Source organism: Flavobacterium azizsancarii, assembly GCF_027980145.1.
Taxonomy (GTDB): Bacteria; Bacteroidota; Bacteroidia; order Flavobacteriales; family Flavobacteriaceae; genus Flavobacterium; species Flavobacterium azizsancarii.
Genome location: NZ_JAMZNK010000003.1, coordinates 158,620 through 175,670, shown reverse-complemented (window position 1 = coordinate 175,670; position 17,051 = coordinate 158,620). Strand labels below are relative to the sequence as shown.

Sequence of the window (17,051 nt, the reverse complement as noted above, 5' to 3'; positions counted from 1 at the left end):
TTGACTAATTTTAGATGAACTAAAAAAATATAATTATGTCAACATTAAGATTAGGAGATATTGCTCCGGATTTTCATGCAGAAACAACCGAAGGTCCTATAAATTTTCATGAGTGGTTAGGAGATTCCTGGGGTGTTTTATTTTCGCATCCTGCAGATTTTACTCCTGTTTGTACAACTGAATTAGGAACAGTTGCGAATTATGTTCCGGAATTCAAAAAAAGAAATACAAAGGTTATAGCTTTAAGCGTCGATGGTTTAGAGTCGCACAAAGAATGGATTAAAGACATCAACGAAACACAAAATACAGTAGTTAATTTTCCGATAATTGCTGACGAAGATAAAAAGATAGCCACTTTATATGATATGCTGCATCCTAATGCAAGTGAGAAATTTACGGTACGTTCTGTTTTTGTAATTGGTCCTGATAAAAAGATCAAATTAACATTGACTTATCCGGCTTCAACAGGAAGAAATTTTGACGAATTACTTCGTGTTATTGATAGCTTGCAGTTAACGGCGAATTACAGTGTAGCAACTCCTGCAAATTGGAAAGACGGAGAAGATGTAGTAATTACACCTGCTGTTCCTGATAGTGATATTGCTGCAAAATTCCCAAAAGGACATACACCTATAAAACCTTATTTGCGAATGACACCGCAACCTAATAAATAAGTTTCTAAGTTGCTGAGGCGCTAAGTTTCGAGGGTTTAAAAAGTTTTTATAAAAATGAGTACCTTAGAAACTTAGCGCCTTAGTAACTTTATAGATAAATGTTATAAGGCTACGTGTACGCTATCTTTCATTAAATCATTCATTCGTTTTTTATCTCCAACAACCCAGATTATATCATTTTTTTCCAGGATTATATGAGATTCCGGATTTAAAATTCGATTACCGTTTCTTTCAATTCCAACAACAAGTCCACCGGTTTTTTCTCTAAATTGACCAATACTTTTTTGAATAAAATCTTCATTAGAAATCTCTAATTGACGTAATACAATTTCTGTTTCTTCGTGGTTTTTGGTAGCTTCTACCTCATTCTGCAAATAATTGGTAAACTGTGCGATTTGCTCATCGGTACCAATAACACAAATTTCATCACCCGGAAACAAACGTTCATTTTTAGTCGGAATTGGGATTGTGATTTCACCACGCCTGATAAAAGCAATGTTAATTCCCATATTTTCTCGGATGCGTAATTCCTGTAACGTTTTACCGGCCAGATTAGATTCTTTTCCAATATCAAAAATAGACATGTGACCATCCCAAGGCATTAAATTGGCATATCTTCTGTCGATTTTTTTATTTTCACGATCGTTAAGGTTCTTTAAAAAGTGATTCTCAATTTTATGATATTGTTCATTCAATTTTTTAGGAAACAATTGATAAGCCCCAATAGCAATTATTAAGGCAACAAAAGCGACTAAAGGTGAGAAGAAAATATTAAGCAAGAAACCAACAAAAAATAAACCAAGGCTCATTCTTATTAAAATAAGCATCAAAAGAGCGCCACGGTATTTTCGTTCTTCCCATAAAGTTTCCACTTCATTTACTTTTACACGTCGTAACGAAAGTGCCCATAAAAACGGTGCAATTACAACTAAGGTTATCAATGCGGCCAAAGTATTTCCAAATCGTGTGTCAGCTACTAACGGAGCGACAAATTTAGCCGACAATAAAATAATAGCGGTAATAATTATAGTATGCAATATGATTTGTGTAATAGAAGCGCGAAGTACGATCTGCCAGGTACTTACAGATTTAATCGCTTGTGCATTGACACTATATCTGTTAATATTTTTAATCCATTTTTTAGGTAGTTTTCTTTCCAGATATCCGGAAAAAGGATCTGAATATTTAATTAAAAAAGGGGTTGTAAATGTTGTAATGGCAGATACCGCAACGATTATTGGATATAAAAAATCGCTGGTAACTTTAAGTGTCATACCTAATGTTGCAATAATAAAGGAGAACTCACCAATTTGAGCCAAACTCATTCCGGTTTGCACGGATTGTTTAAGAGGTTGTCCAGATAATAAAGCGCCTATTGATGAACTGATGGCTTTTCCGAAAATAGTAATAAGCGTAATAAGTGCCACTGGCAGCGCATAAGTTATCAGTGTTTCCGGATTGATTAACATTCCGACTGATACAAAGAAAACAGCACCAAACAGATCTTTTACAGGCTGAATCAAGTGTTCTATTTTTTCTGCCTGGGTTGTTTCTGCAATAATAGATCCCATGATAAAAGCACCAAGAGCAGGAGAGAAGCCTACATTAGCGGCAAACATAACCATCATTAAACAAAGGGCCAATGATATAATCAGCAGCATTTCATCTGTCAAAAGATGTTTTGCTTTTTTCAGGATTGTAGGTATAATAAAAATTCCGCCTAAGAACCAGATAATTAAAAAGAAAACTAATTTTAAAACGGATTGTAATAGCTCAGTTCCTGAAACCTGATCGCTTACTGCAATTGTTGATAGTAAAACTAACATTAAGATCGCAACAATATCTTCGACGATTAAAGCGCCAAATACAATACCCACAAACTTTTTTCCTTTTACTCCCAATTCGTCAAATGCACGAATGATAATGGTTGTAGAAGAAATCGAGAGTGTTGCCCCAAGAAAAATACTATCCATTTTTCCCCAGCCCATCCATTGCCCAACGCAATAGCCAATAAGGGTCATGGACAAAATTTGTGTTATGGCAGTAATAGAGGATGTACCTCCAACTTTCATCAGTTTCTTAAAACTAAATTCGAGCCCCAGACTAAATAATAAAAAGATAACCCCAATTTCAGCCCAGACTTCAACACTTTTCATGTCAGTTATCGAGGGGAAAAAATCGAAATGATTTCCGGCTAGAAATCCGGCAATCAAATAGCCTAGAACCAAAGGCTGTTTCATTTTTTTAAATATCAAAACAGCAATTCCGGCGGTCATCAGGATTAATCCCAAGTCGCTAATAAGTGGTTGTAAATGGTGTGTAGTTTCTGCAGCGGCGCTTAAGGCGATCATAAAGTGGTATTTTATATTAAGGAGCTAATCCAGCTTTCCATTTCAAACTTTTACTCAAAACGCTTATTTTTTAAGCAGTTCTAGGAGCTTCCGTTGGTCGCTCTGTACCTGCAAAAAAACAGGGCTTTTTTCGCAAAAGGCTTTTCATTGCAATCTGGGCTAAATTCCCGGTATTAAATAAAAAAAAGCTATCTCGATAAAGATAGCTTTTTTTGAGAAAATATTTTTAGTTTTCTTTAAATTCCTACATAATTGCTAGGTGTAATTGCCATCAATTCAGCTCTAACTGAGTCAGAAACCTCTAAAGTTGCAATAAAATTATGAATTGCTTTTTTATCAATAGCTTCGTTAGTTCTTGTTAAACCTTTTAAAGCTTCATAAGGATTTGGATAGGCTTCACGACGTAAAATTGTCTGAATTGCTTCGGCTACAACAGCCCAGTTTTTCTCTAAATCTTCGGCAAACTTAGCTTCGTTCAAGAGCAATTTGTTTAAACCTTTTAGCGAAGCTTCAAAAGCAATAATGGTATGACCAATTGGTACACCAATATTACGTAAAACAGTACTATCTGTTAAATCACGCTGTAATCTTGAAACAGGCAATTTTGCTGCTAAATGTTCAAAAATAGCATTTGCAATTCCTAAGTTTCCTTCTGAGTTTTCAAAATCAATAGGATTCACTTTATGAGGCATTGCCGAAGATCCAATTTCTCCCGCTTTGATTCTTTGTTTAAAATAGTCCATTGAAACATACGTCCAGATATCTCTATCTAAATCGATAACGATAGTGTTGATTCTTTTTAAAGCATCAAAAAATGCAGCAAAATGATCATAATGTTCAATTTGTGTTGTTGGGAAAGAATGGTGTAAACCAAGATCTGTTTCAACAAATTTATTACCAAATTTTTTCCAGTCAATTTGTGGATAAGCTACGTGATGTGCATTGTAGTTTCCTGTTGCTCCGCCAAATTTAGCCGCAAACGGAATATTGAACAATAAACGCATCTGCTCTTCAAGACGTTCTACAAAAACCAAAATTTCTTTGCCTAAACGAGTAGGAGAAGCCGGTTGTCCGTGCGTACGTGCTAGCATTGGAATATCTTTCCATTCTACACTTAATTCTTTTAATTTAGAAATTAAAGAAATTAATGAAGGCAAATAAACTTGCTCAAAAGCATCTTTTGTCGAAAGAGGAATCGCAGTATTGTTAATGTCCTGAGAAGTTAATCCGAAGTGAATGAACTCTTTGTGTTGAGATAAGCCTAGTTTTTCAAAAGCATCTTTGATAAAGTATTCAACCGCTTTTACGTCGTGGTTGGTTACCTTCTCCGTTTCTTTTATCCAAAGAGCATCTTCAGTAGAGAAATTTTTATAGATGTCACGTAAACTGTCAAATAAATTTGGGTTTACGTCTGCTAGTTGTGGCAAAGGTACTTCGCACAAGGCAATAAAGTATTCAATTTCAACTAATACACGGTATTTGATTAGAGCTTCTTCAGAGAAAAATGGTGCTAATGAAAGGGTCTTACTTCTATATCGTCCGTCAATTGGTGATATAGCATTCAATTCGTTTAAAGTAGTCATTGTTATGTTGTTTTTCGAAAGGCACAAATATAAGCTATTGTTAAAACTTCTGAAAATTACCGAAGCGTTATTATGGCAGAACTTGTAAATTAAATAATCGTTTTGAAGATTTTATCCCATATGGTAAAATAAAAACCATAATTGTGAGATTCGTTTTTATGATGATTAGAGTGAAATTTTGTTGTTGATATCCATTTGGTAAAATGATTATTGTACCAAATATCAGGAAAAACGTCTTTTTTTAAATGTCCAAAGATCCCGTACAACAGATTTAAAATGAGATAAATTGTGATGCTTAGGTAGTTGAAGTCGAATATTGTAATCGAAAATAACCAGATAATCCCAAATCCTAAAGTTTCTATAGGATGAAGAACGTACAAACTATAGACACTTGTTTCGACATGAGTATGATGCAGTTTATGAATGGGATAAAACCATTTTAGATAATGGGCCAAAAAATGGAAAACAAACATAAAAAAATCCATTACTACAATGAGCAATAAAGTATCTGTAATTATTGATAAAAGAGAGGGTGAAAAATCTATTTTGAGAATTTCATAGCGATATAATTCAAATCCCAATAACGTTATCAGCGCATTGCAAATTAAAGTTGAGAGTACCCATTTACGATCTGTTTTGTTCAATTTTGTATTATCATATTCAATTGCTTTTGCTAAAACAATGGAAAGCAGTATCAAAACTAAATTTTCAATCAAAAAGAAAATAAATAAACTAAGTAAATTATACTGGGATAATTCCTGTAACCAGCTTTGGAATATCATATTGTTTTTTCGATTTCTAATAGTTTTTCTCTTAAAATAGCAACGCCTTCAGATGCAGGTTTTGCAATAACTTCGACTTTATTCTGAATGTTTGGGATTGCAATAGGTTTGGGGTCAATATAGAAAACGGGTGTAATGCTATAAGTGTACGAAATTAAACCCGCTGCCGGATATACTTGCAAAGAAGTACCAATTACGGCAAAATAATCAGCGGTTTCGGTAATTTCGATTGCTTCTTCAAGCGCAGGAACATCTTCACCAAACCAAACAATATGAGGTCGCAACTGATGGTCGTTTTCATCAAGATCACCAGTGTATAAATCATCGTTCCAATCAAGGATTAAATCCCGATTTTGCGTACTTCTTACTTTTAGTAATTCTCCGTGCAAATGCAAAACTTTTGTACTTCCGGCACGTTCGTGCAAATCATCAACATTTTGGGTTATAATATGAACATCAAAATCGCGCTCTAATTCGGCTAAAATTTGATGTCCTAAATTAGGTTTTACTTCTTTGAGCTGTTGTCTCCTTTTGTTGTAAAAGTCCAAAACCAATTCTTGGTTTTTATGCCAACCCTCAGGAGTTGCCACTTCCATTACATCATGACCTTCCCATAAACCATCACTGTCGCGAAATGTTTTTATGCCACTCTCGGCACTTATACCGGCTCCGGTTAAAACAACCAATTTCTTTTTCATTTTATTCCATTAAAAAGATAAAAATAGGGAATAAAAGAATGAAACACTATACTTTGTTCTGTTAGGCACTAATTATCGTAAAAATAAAAAATGGAATGGGTTTAGCGTGCCGTACGTACCCAATAGTTATCGTTTTGTTGTGTATCCGCGGCACGCCTGCGAATATCAAAAATCTAGTGATTATAAATATTATGTATCTAAAGGCACATTTTAACTTTTGATTTTTTGCAGATAATAAAAGCGTAATTATACTTGTTGTAAGAGTCTTACAAAATGTTTATTTTTATTATCGAGTAAAGCAAAATAAAACTTTCAATGATTCTAATACAGTTTACGGGATTATCAGGTGCTGGTAAAACAACATTAGCTCAAAATGTTCGGCATTTATTATTAGATAAAAGTTATAAAGTCGAAATCGTTGATGGAGATGTTTATCGTAAAACGATTTGCAGGGACTTAGGATTTTCCAGAGAAGACAGATGCGAAAATATCAGACGTTTGTTTAATGTAGCGCAAAACTTTGTTAGAGAAGATACCATCGTTTTAATGTCGGTGATTAATCCTTATGAAAGTCTGCGCAATGAGTTAAGAACCTATGAGTTTGTGAGAACCGTATATTTAGATTGTTCCATAAGTAACCTGATTAAACGAGATCCAAAAGGATTGTATAAGCAAGCTTTGTTGCCAGATAATGACCCTAATAAAATTAGCCATTTTACAGGAATAAGCGATGTTTTTGAGATTCCATCAAATGCAGATTTAGTTTTAAAAACAGATGTCGAAACGGAAATTTTTTCTACTAATAGACTTTATAGTTTTATCATTAGTAATTTATCTTAGTTTTAAATAATTAAATCCTTTAGTATATGAATGCCTCTTCAAGTCAACTTCCCATTTCTTTTTCAATAGATAAATTGCAAGAAGATCTTGTGATCTGCGAAAATGATTTATGGACACCGCATTTTAATACTAATCGATACGAGGGAAAATGGACAAGTGTTTCTCTTAGATCACAATCCGGTTTAATAAATGATATTACGTCTTTCCCAAACAAAGCATATTATAATACCAATTTGCTGGATCGCTGCCATTATTTTAAAGAAATTATGGATTGGTTTCAATGCGAAAAGGAAGCTGTCAGATTACTTCGATTAGATCCTCAAAGCGAAATTAAAGAGCATATGGATAATGATACATCCTATGAAGACGGTTTTTTTAGAATTCATATACCTATTATAACCAACGATAATGTATTTTTTTATGTAGATAAAAAGCGTGTTCCAATGAAAATGGGCGAGTGCTGGTATGCCAATTTTCAGCTTCTGCATAGTGTAGAAAACAGGAGTTCAGAACCGCGCATTCATTTTACACTAGACTGTATAAGAAACGATTGGTCAGATCAATTATTTACGGAAATGGGTTTTGATATAAATGCGTCTTCGGGTAAAAATGAATATTCATATGTAGTAAAGCAACAAATAATTGCAGAACTTTCCAGAAATCCATCAGAAGCCGGGGCTAAAATTATTGCAGATCTACAATCAAAATAAAATCATCAAATGGAAAATATAAATCATCCGCTTTTAAACTGGATCCCGATTAAGTTAATCGAAAAAGATAACGAGATTTATTTTGAATGGCTGTATCTGGCAGACCTAAAATATGACGATCCGTTTTTTGATGAAACGATTGCAAAGTGCAAGAGCCATACTTACAATTCAAAACCATTTAAAGCAGTTAGCATTTTAGAAAACCTTAGAGATTGGTCTAATGAATTAATTTCGGTCGAATTAAAATCGTTGGTTTTTCACGTTTCCCGATGTGGTTCTACGATGTTGAGTCAATCTTTGGCAACTTCTTCTGAAAATATTATGATTTCAGAAGCGCCAATTATTGATCAAATTTTAAGAAGTGATCATTTTAGTTGGGATGAAAAAACACTGCTAATAAAGTCAGTAATAAAATTATTGGGTCAAAAAAGATTTCCGGAACAGCAACATTTAATTATAAAACTCGATGCCTGGCATATTTTTAATGTCGATTATCTAAGATCAATTTTCCCTGAAACACCTTTTGCTTTACTTTACAGAAATCCAATAGAGGTTTTAAAATCACATCAAAAAATGGCAGGAATGCACATGATTCCCAATTTATTGCCTTCGGATGTTTTTGGAATAACAGCTGTAGAAATTAATGAAATTAGTTTTCAGCAATACAGAGTGCTGGTTTTAGAGAAATATTTTCAAGGTTTTCTGGACTTTTACGACATAGATCAAAATGTTGTAAGACTTAATTATAACGAAGGAATGAAAAATGTTATCGAAAAATTCATATCCTATATTAAGGTTGATTATGGTGCAACTGAACTTGATAAAATGTATGAACGTCTAAAGAAACATTCGAAAAATGACAATGCCATTTTTACAGGCGATTCATATAAAGATGAAGATTTACAAATTGATTTTAAAAAGCTTATTGCTTTGTATAAAAAATGGGATAATGAATTTATTACTTCGTAATTAGGTCTTTTTCTTACTTTTTATCTTATTTTTATCCAATGAAAAAGTTATTTTTATTGCTGATCTTTTTTGCAACAGGTTTTTTATTCGCTCAAGTTAAAACTAATGAAAGCATTTCATTTAGCAACAACAACACTATTGCAAATTTTCAATTTTCAAAGTATGATGATTATTCTGTAGATTATCAAAAATATATAAATTCTCCTGTTCAGTTTTCTATTTACAATCCTAAACCTGGTTTTAATCCCATTAAAATTGAATCCCAGAAATATTATTCTTTTACAAATACCAATTTATTACTTAGAAGACAAATGAGTAATCAGGAAAGAGAACCAATTTATCCAGATCAAAAAAAAGAGAAAACATTTGGAGAAGCCATTTTGCATGATGTTTTAGATGCTGTTTTCGATAAAAAATCAAAGTAAAGCAATACCAATTATTTGTATATAACGTATTTTTGCGGCAAACACGAATATAATGATTGATTTAGATTACCTCGCTTTCCTTGAAAATATACTGACTGATAACCGCAAAGAAAGATTCTTAAAAGTACTTGGCAGCCGTACCAAGCATTTTACAGTTGTTGTAGAAGATGTTTTTCAGATGCACAATACAAGTGCTGTTATGCGTAGTTGTGAGGTTTTTGGAATTCAGGAGCTAAATGTAATCGAGCAGCGTTACGGAAAAAAAATCGATAAAGAAATCGCAATGGGCGCCCAAAAATGGGTAGACATTAATCAGTTCGATTCAGTTACCAATTGTATCTCAACTTTAAAAGATCAGGGTTATCAAATAATTGCGACTACACCTCATGAAAATGATTGTCTCTTGGAAGATTTTGATATTACAAAACCAAGTGCTTTATTTTTTGGAACAGAAAGAGACGGATTGTCAGAAGAAATATTAGAAAAAGCAGATGGTTTTCTTAAAATTCCAATGGTTGGTTTTACAGAGAGTTTAAATATTTCTGTTTCCGCGGCTATTATCATTCAGAACTTAACAAACAGATTACAAAAATCAGATATCGACTGGCATTTATCAGACGATGAAATTCTGGAAAAACGTTTGGCGTGGGCCAAGAATTCGATAAAAGATATTAAACGAATTGAAGCGAGATATTTTGAGGAAAATCCTCGATAAGTTGTTAAGAAAAAACTTTTGCTTGACACGCTGGTAATAATTGTAGATTTAATATCGCAATCCCGATAGTTAGTGGGAGCGAAGTGGCAAATTGTATATTTAAGACTAAAGATTAGAAAGATTCAAAGGATTATTTCACGCAGATTCTGCGGATTTAGGCAGATTTTATTTTGATTTAGAATTATATAAATCTGCGAGCATCCGCTTAAATCTTTTTAAATCTGCGTGAAACAATAAAACTTTGGACTTTACGAGATTTATTTTATTTCTTCAGGAATAAAATAAACCCCAAAATACTTACAATCAAAATAGTTAAGGCGGCTAAAACCATTGTTAGATCCCGAATGTTTTTTCCTGCCCAATCCATAAATAAGAATTTGTGTAGAATTGCAAAAGAATAGCCTTCGACCATATCCGAATTTTTAACTACGGCAGCCAATCTTGAAGTTGAAGTTTCAATATAATAAGTTGTTTTTTCGGGAGTGTCATAAGCTAATTTTATCACGGGTAATCTTTTGTTGACAAAGCCATATTCGCGACTATTAAAATCAGTTAAGAGTTTAGAATCTAATAGTTTTGAATTTTCCAAAGATACATGAGGTTCATCTGAAGTTTGGTCCATTTCGCAACAGGCAGCTTTTGGAGCGCCATCTGTAAAATAATAAGCTAAAAACTCCGCATATTGAAAGTCCAGATTTGGTGCAACTTTATTGGTTGAAGCATTAATATAGACTACCTCAGATTTTGGATCATCTTTTTTATTCCATTTTGAATTCGAATCTAATTTAGATGATTTGAATTTTTGCTTTTCAAGCAATTGGCAGCGATAATAGGTCGTGTCGTTTAGCGTAATAATACTCACATTTTGAAAACGACTCCAGTCTAAATCAAGATCGTTGTTCGCAACCGGAATTTCTTTAGTTACAAATGTAGGTTCGTAAATCATTTGCGATAAAGTATATGGATTCCATTTTGTTGTGGCGTGATACGCTCCACTAAAAGCAAATGTCAGAGTAAATAGTGAAATCCAAATTCCAATTTGGCGATGGTATTTTCTAAGACCTTTTTTAGGTTGTAAACTATCTGTTTTTTTGAATTGTTTCCATAATAAACCATAGATTAAAATTCCGCTTAAGGCAGAAAATCCAATGATAGATAATAAGAAAATCATTGTAATAATTCGGATACTATTGTTTGATATTGCATCGATAAACGACCAATTATGAAACGTGTCAAAAAACCAGATAAAAGCCTGTCTTGAAGTCGGGTTATAAGTTGCCAATTTACTTGATGATGTTTCTACATAAACCTGCATATTGTCAGGGCGATCAAAACTGAGTTTGTAAACCGGTAAATAACGGTTTACATATTTGTATTGCGAAGTAAATTCCGTTACAACTTCACTGTTTTTTAAAGGACTTTTTTGGTCATCGAGGAAATAACGCGAAAGCCACTCGGCATATTTTTGATCTCCGTTTTCAAGTTTTTCAGCTGTAGATGCATCAAAATACCATAATTCGCCAATTATAGTTTTCAGCTGATAATAGGTTTTATTATTGAAGGTAACGATTCTGAAATTTTTGAATTGCGTGAGTTCATTTTTCTGTAAAACTTCCTGAATCGAAAACTTCAATTGAGTTTTATCGACTATCTGTGCTTCGAGTTTTTCGTGTGCAATTTCAGGTTTAAAAAAATGCGCTATAAACGGATGCATCAAACCTGATAGTGTCCAGAAAATAACAGGAACGATGGTAATTAAACCAATCGTACGATGCCATTTGTACATGTGCTGTTTTATTTTCTTGACAAACTTTGAATCTTTCTTTTTAGATTTCTTGTCTTTTATTTCTTTGCTCATATTTGAGTTTTTATGATTTACCTATTTTTTTGCTACAGATTAAAATGATTTTTTTACCATTAAGAGATTAAGGAAAATTAAGTTTTGGCTTAATGAACCGTAATATCTTAATGGTTCAATTTTTATAATTTGTATTTTTTTAATGAAAAATTATACTGAATTCCAAACACAAAAGTTCTTGGTGCAGCTGCTGTATAAGTGGGTTGAGCGTTTGCTGTATTGGCTCTTGAAACATTGTAAGCATATAATTTGTCCGTTAAATTCAATACGTTTCCGTATATCTCGATAGATTTCCATTGATAACCTACTCTGACGTTGAATATATTGTAGCCACTGTATTTTATGCTATTAATCTGATCTTGGTAATAGCTGCCAACAAGCTGCCATTCTACAGAAGTTCTAAGATTAGGAAGCCAGTTTGGGTAATAACTTACCTCAGAATTTCCGGACCATTTTGGCGCTGCTGGCATGTCTTTTCCGTTTAAATCCTGAACAGGATCGGTTGGTTTGTCAGAAAGTTTAAAATCGATATAAGTGTGTTGTGCATAAGTTCCGCCAAAACGAATGTTGAATTGTTTTGAAGGACGGTACGAAGCTCCAAACTCAATCCCTTTATGACGTGTTTCTCCTGCTGATCGATAATCAGTTGAATTATCTGCCAGTTTAATGTTTAAAAGTTCATTTTTTCCTTCCATATAATAGAAAGCATAATCAAAATTTAATTTGTTTTGAAAGAAAGAAAACCATCCGCCCACTTCATAATTGTCGAAAGTAGCAGGTTCCAGATTATAATAAAAATCAGCAGGAACTCCGGTTGTTCCTCCGGTTCCGGGTTTAGTTCTAAAAATGGATGTAATTCCGGGAGGTGCAAAACCTTGTGAATAGTTCCCATAAAAACCGGCGAATTCAAACGGGTTGTAATTGGCTCCGGCTTTAAAAGTCATTTTGTCATAAAGTTTACTTCCGGTAGAATTGTCAAGGGCATTTTCGTAATTCACTTTCATATTATCATAACGACCGCCAATTGTGATTACTAATTTCTCTATCGGGCTAAAGCTAAATTGGGCGTAAGCCGCACTATTGAAAATATCAGCAGTATAATCTGCTAATTTTGAGTCCGGATGTTCTGCAATAATTCCATATGAATCGACAGTTTGTTTTCCGACTTCTCCAGGATTTAGATTAGCTTTTAGATCGATAACGTATGACCAATAAGTTACAGGAGAATAATCATATAATGCTCCGGCGACTAATTTTGTATTCAAAAAATCAAACTTTTGAGTGTGTTGACCAATGGCGCCGTAACTTTTAAAATTATTCGAGTTGACTTCGCCTTTTGCAGTTGTTGGGTTTACGGTTGGGCTCCATCTAATTCCGTACGAAGGATTTTGTCCTAATTTATTGTCTCGTAAATACCCTGTAATGTAACTGCTGGAATTAGGGTTCCAGTCATGTTCCAGTGTTAATCGTGTTCGTAAAGCCTGAGATTTTCTATAGGTAAAATTAGATGTGCTTTGATAAGTTCTGTTATTAAATGAATCTTCATTTACGGTTCCGCTCATGTCAGAAAAATATTTTCCGTACATGGTATTACTGATCAATCGGGTAGAAGAAGAGATGTTGTAATCGATTCTGGCATTCAGGTTGTCTTTGTTATAATCAGAATAGGTCATCCAGCCATTTTCCTGCAAGCTTGAAATTCCGGCGATATGAAAACCAACTTTCCCGATTGTTGCTCCACCGGCAGCCTGAAATCTTCTGTAACCGTAATTGTCAGCCTGAACTCCAAATTTAAATTCCGGATCAACAGGTGGTTTTAGTGAAATTAAATTGATTGTTCCGCCAACAGCTTCAGGTCCGTACAAAGACGAAACGGGGCCTTTGACAACTTCGATACTTTGTAAATTAAATTGATTGATTTCTAATAAAGCATTATGATTAAAAATTCCCATTGGCCGAATTGGTAAACCATCTTCCAAATACAAATAATAGGCGTTTGTAGTCATAGGCTGGCGAATCGACATCATGTGCTGTTCGTTTCCTAAGTTGACCATTAGAACTCCAGGAGTTTTATTGATGATCTCATAAACGGCCGTCGCTTTAGTTTCATTAATGGTTTTAGCAGTTATTTTGCTAATGGCAACAGGAGTTTCTTTGCGTAAAGTGGCAGTTCTGTTGGCTGTTATAAAAACATTGTCCAGTTCTTGTGATTTTGTGGTGTCTTTTTCTGTTTTATTTTGTGCTATCACACATTGTCCTATAAGGAATAGGATGAGATATATTTTCTTCATTTTAATACTATAAATTTTAAAAAAGTAACCGGCATTCTCTTAGTAGAACGCAGGAAAAAGCTTCTCGAAAGAATCGAAAAGCAGGGCTAAAATTTATATAAAACAGGAGGGAGGGCGAAAAGTTGAGCTTGAAACCGAAATTGGTTTTTTATCGAAATAAGCAAAAACGGCTGTTCGTGTTTCTATTGATACAACAAATTTGAAATGATTTACAGGAACATTTTGGATATAAATGACTTCTGCTTTTTCTTTCAGATTGTCCTGCATTCTTTTCTCGTTATCAGAATATTTTTTTAAACTTTTTTGAAGTTCACAACGACCGTTACAAGAATTAAAAACCATTTTGCGTTGTACACAAATCGTTTTTGAAATTTCTTCCTGATTTAATTTAAATGTAGTGTAAACAAAGAAACTGCCAAAAGATGGCACCAAAAGCATACAGGAAAGTAATATGATGATGATGATTTTTTTCAAAGTTTATTTCGTTGTTTGTATTTTGTTTTAAAAATTACAGTGTGTAATTTAAGTTTACGCTCCATCTGTAATTTGCTTCCATATTGCCGCTTGATAAGTTTTGATTGATTGGCAACATCACGTTTAATCCAACCGAAAATTTATCTTTCCCGGCTTCTATACCAAATTTGCTAAACAAAATATCGCCTGCCGTATTAGGTAAATCTAAACCGTATTGCTTGTTGGTTTGGTAAACTTCGCCCGCCAATCCGGCTTGCGGAACAATCTGAACTGATTTTAAATCGAACAAATAAAAGAACGTTCCCGCATAATTAAACTGATCTCCGTATTGGTAATTTTTGCTGTTTTCAGTCTTGAAAATATAATTCAATGTTGTGTTCAACCCCAAGTTTTTATGTTTGATTACATATTCAGAAATCACAGGAAAATCCCAACTTCCGGTTCCTAGTTGAAAACTCTGGTTCACGCTTCCTAAATTATTAGCTTCTTTAAATTTTCCCGTCGGGAGTTTTATACCCCCGCCAAGATTTATTTTATGCGTAAAAAACGTACTGTCTTTTTTTGTTTCAAAAACGGTGTACAAAGCCATTACAGTAATATCTCCCAAACCTTCGATGTTTTCAGTTCCGGCTGTCAATGCTCTTTCGTTAAAATGATAGGGAACCAATGCCGAAATCTGAATTTTCTCTGTAACAGGAATTCGCGCCCAAGCCTGAATCGTATTAAAATTTTCATCAATCCAGGGCGAATTGGCAAAGATTCCGTCACGGCTCGTATAACTTTGTTTCATATATCTTAACCCTACAAAATTGTTATTCAGCATTGAGCCAAAACCCATGCTTCCGCCACTTGCTGAACATCCGCAAGCATCACAATCAAAATCTTCCATCATCGCTAAACGTTGAAAGGTGAAGACCGAAATACTATCTTTTGCGGTAAAACTAAAGGCCGAAAACCCAGCCAAAAGCGCAATCATTACTATTATTTTTTTCATTTTAATTATTTTTAGGAGCTGATCCCGCTTTCCGTTTCAAGCTTTTTTCAAAATCCCATTTTCTATAAGTTGACAAAGCTTCCGTTGGTTGCTTTATAAACTCAGGAAAAATAAGGTCTTTTTTCAAAAAGGCTTTCCACTTCAATCGGGGCTAGGACTCCGGTTTTTATTATATTTTTATTTTTTGCTACTCTTGATAACTATCGTGAATAGCAAAAGTGTTTACACAATCTTGTCATTTCGACGAAGGAGAAATCACACTAGAAACTCCGTAAAGAAAAGGGCCAATCTTTGTTTGATCAACGTGTGTGATTTGCTTCGCCTGTTCGCTATCGATCGGATCTCGTTCCTCGAAATGATGACAAACTTCGGCGATATTTTTTGCCACAGATTACACGGATTAAAATGATTTTTTTTAAATATGATTCTCAATTGCTTTTAATCTGCGTTAATCAGTAATCCGTAAAACCCGTGGGCTAATTTTCTTAAAATTCCGAGAAACGTTTATCAGTCAAATATTGATTATCAGTCAATGTTTTCAGGAAAGCTATAATTTGTTTTTTGTCTGTGTCAGAAAGTGCAATCCCAAACTTTCCGTTTTGTTTTAATACCGGATCCAGAGTTGCAGAGTTTTCTATACCGCTTGCATAATGATCGAGAACGCCTTCTAGAGTGCCAAATCTTCCGTCGTGCATATAAGGTCCTGAAACTTCTACATTTCGTAAACTTGGTACTTTGAATTTGTAATAATCTGTCACCAATTCGGTTAGTTTATAACGCCCAACATCATTTACCATTGGGTTTACAGCTAAGCCATTGTTGCGAAATGAATTATCAGTTTGTAAATCTGTCGCGTGACAAGAAGCACATTTTGATTTAAACAAATCGTAACCAGCCAATTCATCGTTTGTCAAAGTTCCTCCGGATTCATTTCGCCTGTATTTATCGAATCGTGAATTAGATGAAGTAACCATAACCATAAATTGCGAAAGAGCTTTTAACATATTTTCGGTCGTAATCGCGCCGTCATCAAAAGCAAGTCCAAATAGCTTTTGATACTCTTTGTCAGCTTTCATCATTTTTAAGATGTCGTTCAGGTTTCCATTCATCTCTATAATACTCGTAATTGGAATTATAGGCTGTAAGTCAAGATGGTCTGCAGATCCGTCGTACATAAATGTAGTTTGGTAAGCGAGATTCTGAATCGATGGTGTGTTTCGGGTGCCTTGCGCATTGTCTACACCATGACTTACTGTATGTCCGTGATGTGTAAACGCATTGGCTTGTATGTGACAAAAGCCACAAGAAACAATTCCGTCAGACGCTAAACGTCCGTCGTAGAACAGTTTTTTACCCAGTTCAAATCCTTTTTCTGTTGGCGGATTCAGTGATATATTGTACGCTAAAGCAGGAAAGTTTGAAGGAACAGTAAATTCCAGAGGAATATTTACATATTGGTCATCCTGATTAGAGCAACTCCATAACAACGGAATCATCAGCCATAGAAAATATTTTATTTTCAGCATGATTTTAAGTTTAATAAAAAGCAAGACAACATATTTTTTTGCCAATAATTGCACGAATTTGCACAAATTACAATGACATTAAAATTTCTTTGTGATTGCTCTTTGATTTATTAGAAGTACAAAAAATTCTGGTTTAGCCCCGATTGCAGTAGAAATCCTTT

15 protein-coding genes are annotated in these 17,051 nt (G+C 34.1%); 6 read left to right on the top strand and 9 right to left on the bottom strand.

Going from position 1 to position 17,051, the window contains the following annotated elements; genetic code table 11:
* Nucleotides 1-35: 35 nt before the first annotated feature.
* Nucleotides 36-674: a peroxiredoxin gene (locus NJT12_RS02935; protein ID WP_271334435.1), complete on the top strand. Its 639-nt coding sequence runs from the start codon at nucleotides 36-38 to the stop codon at nucleotides 672-674.
* A gap of 101 nt (nucleotides 675-775) precedes the next feature.
* Here the strand turns inward: NJT12_RS02935 and NJT12_RS02930 are convergent, their stop codons facing one another.
* The 4 genes from NJT12_RS02930 to NJT12_RS02915 all read right to left on the bottom strand — a co-directional run bounded on the left by NJT12_RS02930 (nucleotide 776) and on the right by NJT12_RS02915 (nucleotide 6,088).
* The gene (locus NJT12_RS02930; RefSeq protein WP_271334434.1) at nucleotides 776-3,025 is read right to left on the bottom strand and encodes a cation:proton antiporter; all 2,250 of its coding nucleotides are present in this window, start codon (nucleotides 3,023-3,025) and stop codon (nucleotides 776-778) included.
* Nucleotides 3,026-3,261: 236 nt separating this feature from the next.
* Entirely contained in the window at nucleotides 3,262-4,608 is a 1,347-nt protein-coding gene (purB, locus tag NJT12_RS02925; protein WP_271334433.1) for an adenylosuccinate lyase, read from the bottom strand.
* Between the two features lie 89 nt (nucleotides 4,609-4,697).
* Nucleotides 4,698-5,390 carry a sterol desaturase family protein gene (locus NJT12_RS02920; RefSeq protein WP_271334432.1) on the bottom strand — a complete coding sequence of 231 codons (693 nt, stop codon included), beginning with the start codon at nucleotides 5,388-5,390 and terminating at the stop codon, nucleotides 4,698-4,700.
* Nucleotides 5,387-6,088 carry an SIR2 family NAD-dependent protein deacylase gene (locus NJT12_RS02915; protein WP_271334431.1) on the bottom strand — a complete coding sequence of 234 codons (702 nt, stop codon included), beginning with the start codon at nucleotides 6,086-6,088 and terminating at the stop codon, nucleotides 5,387-5,389. The genes NJT12_RS02920 and NJT12_RS02915 overlap by 4 nt, the downstream gene beginning before the upstream one ends.
* A 315-nt stretch (nucleotides 6,089-6,403) precedes the next feature.
* Here NJT12_RS02915 and cysC point away from each other — a divergent pair, with 315 nt between their 5' ends.
* The 5 genes from cysC to NJT12_RS02890 are packed head-to-tail and all read left to right on the top strand — an operon-like array spanning nucleotide 6,404 to nucleotide 9,747.
* Nucleotides 6,404-6,928 (top strand): adenylyl-sulfate kinase, encoded by a 525-nt coding sequence (gene cysC / locus NJT12_RS02910; RefSeq protein ID WP_271334430.1) that lies wholly within the window; start codon nucleotides 6,404-6,406, stop codon nucleotides 6,926-6,928.
* 26 nt (nucleotides 6,929-6,954) lie between these two features.
* The gene (locus NJT12_RS02905) at nucleotides 6,955-7,638 is read left to right on the top strand and encodes an aspartyl/asparaginyl beta-hydroxylase domain-containing protein (RefSeq protein WP_271334429.1); all 684 of its coding nucleotides are present in this window, start codon (nucleotides 6,955-6,957) and stop codon (nucleotides 7,636-7,638) included.
* Nucleotides 7,639-7,647: 9 nt separating this feature from the next.
* Nucleotides 7,648-8,607: a sulfotransferase family protein gene (locus NJT12_RS02900; RefSeq protein ID WP_271334428.1), complete on the top strand. Its 960-nt coding sequence runs from the start codon at nucleotides 7,648-7,650 to the stop codon at nucleotides 8,605-8,607.
* Between the two features lie 38 nt (nucleotides 8,608-8,645).
* Nucleotides 8,646-9,032 (top strand): hypothetical protein, encoded by a 387-nt coding sequence (locus NJT12_RS02895; protein ID WP_271334427.1) that lies wholly within the window; start codon nucleotides 8,646-8,648, stop codon nucleotides 9,030-9,032.
* Between the two features lie 52 nt (nucleotides 9,033-9,084).
* On the top strand, nucleotides 9,085-9,747 hold the full coding sequence (locus NJT12_RS02890) for a TrmH family RNA methyltransferase (RefSeq protein ID WP_271334426.1): 663 nt from the start codon (nucleotides 9,085-9,087) through the stop codon (nucleotides 9,745-9,747).
* 262 nt (nucleotides 9,748-10,009) lie between these two features.
* Here the strand turns inward: NJT12_RS02890 and NJT12_RS02885 are convergent, their stop codons facing one another.
* The 5 genes from NJT12_RS02885 to NJT12_RS02865 all read right to left on the bottom strand — a co-directional run bounded on the left by NJT12_RS02885 (nucleotide 10,010) and on the right by NJT12_RS02865 (nucleotide 16,890).
* Complete coding sequence (locus NJT12_RS02885; RefSeq protein ID WP_271334425.1) at nucleotides 10,010-11,605, bottom strand: PepSY-associated TM helix domain-containing protein; 1,596 nt, start codon at nucleotides 11,603-11,605, stop codon at nucleotides 10,010-10,012.
* 122 nt (nucleotides 11,606-11,727) lie between these two features.
* A complete protein-coding gene (locus NJT12_RS02880; RefSeq protein ID WP_271334424.1) occupies nucleotides 11,728-13,896 on the bottom strand; it encodes a TonB-dependent receptor in 2,169 nt (722 codons plus the stop codon).
* Nucleotides 13,897-13,989: 93 nt separating this feature from the next.
* Nucleotides 13,990-14,370 carry a hypothetical protein gene (locus tag NJT12_RS02875; protein ID WP_271334423.1) on the bottom strand — a complete coding sequence of 127 codons (381 nt, stop codon included), beginning with the start codon at nucleotides 14,368-14,370 and terminating at the stop codon, nucleotides 13,990-13,992.
* Nucleotides 14,371-14,404: 34 nt separating this feature from the next.
* Nucleotides 14,405-15,364: a transporter family protein gene (locus NJT12_RS02870; RefSeq protein WP_271334422.1), complete on the bottom strand. Its 960-nt coding sequence runs from the start codon at nucleotides 15,362-15,364 to the stop codon at nucleotides 14,405-14,407.
* Nucleotides 15,365-15,849: 485 nt separating this feature from the next.
* Nucleotides 15,850-16,890, bottom strand: a complete 1,041-nt coding sequence (locus NJT12_RS02865; RefSeq protein ID WP_271334421.1) for a cytochrome-c peroxidase — start codon at nucleotides 16,888-16,890, stop codon at nucleotides 15,850-15,852.
* Nucleotides 16,891-17,051: the final 161 nt, after the last annotated feature.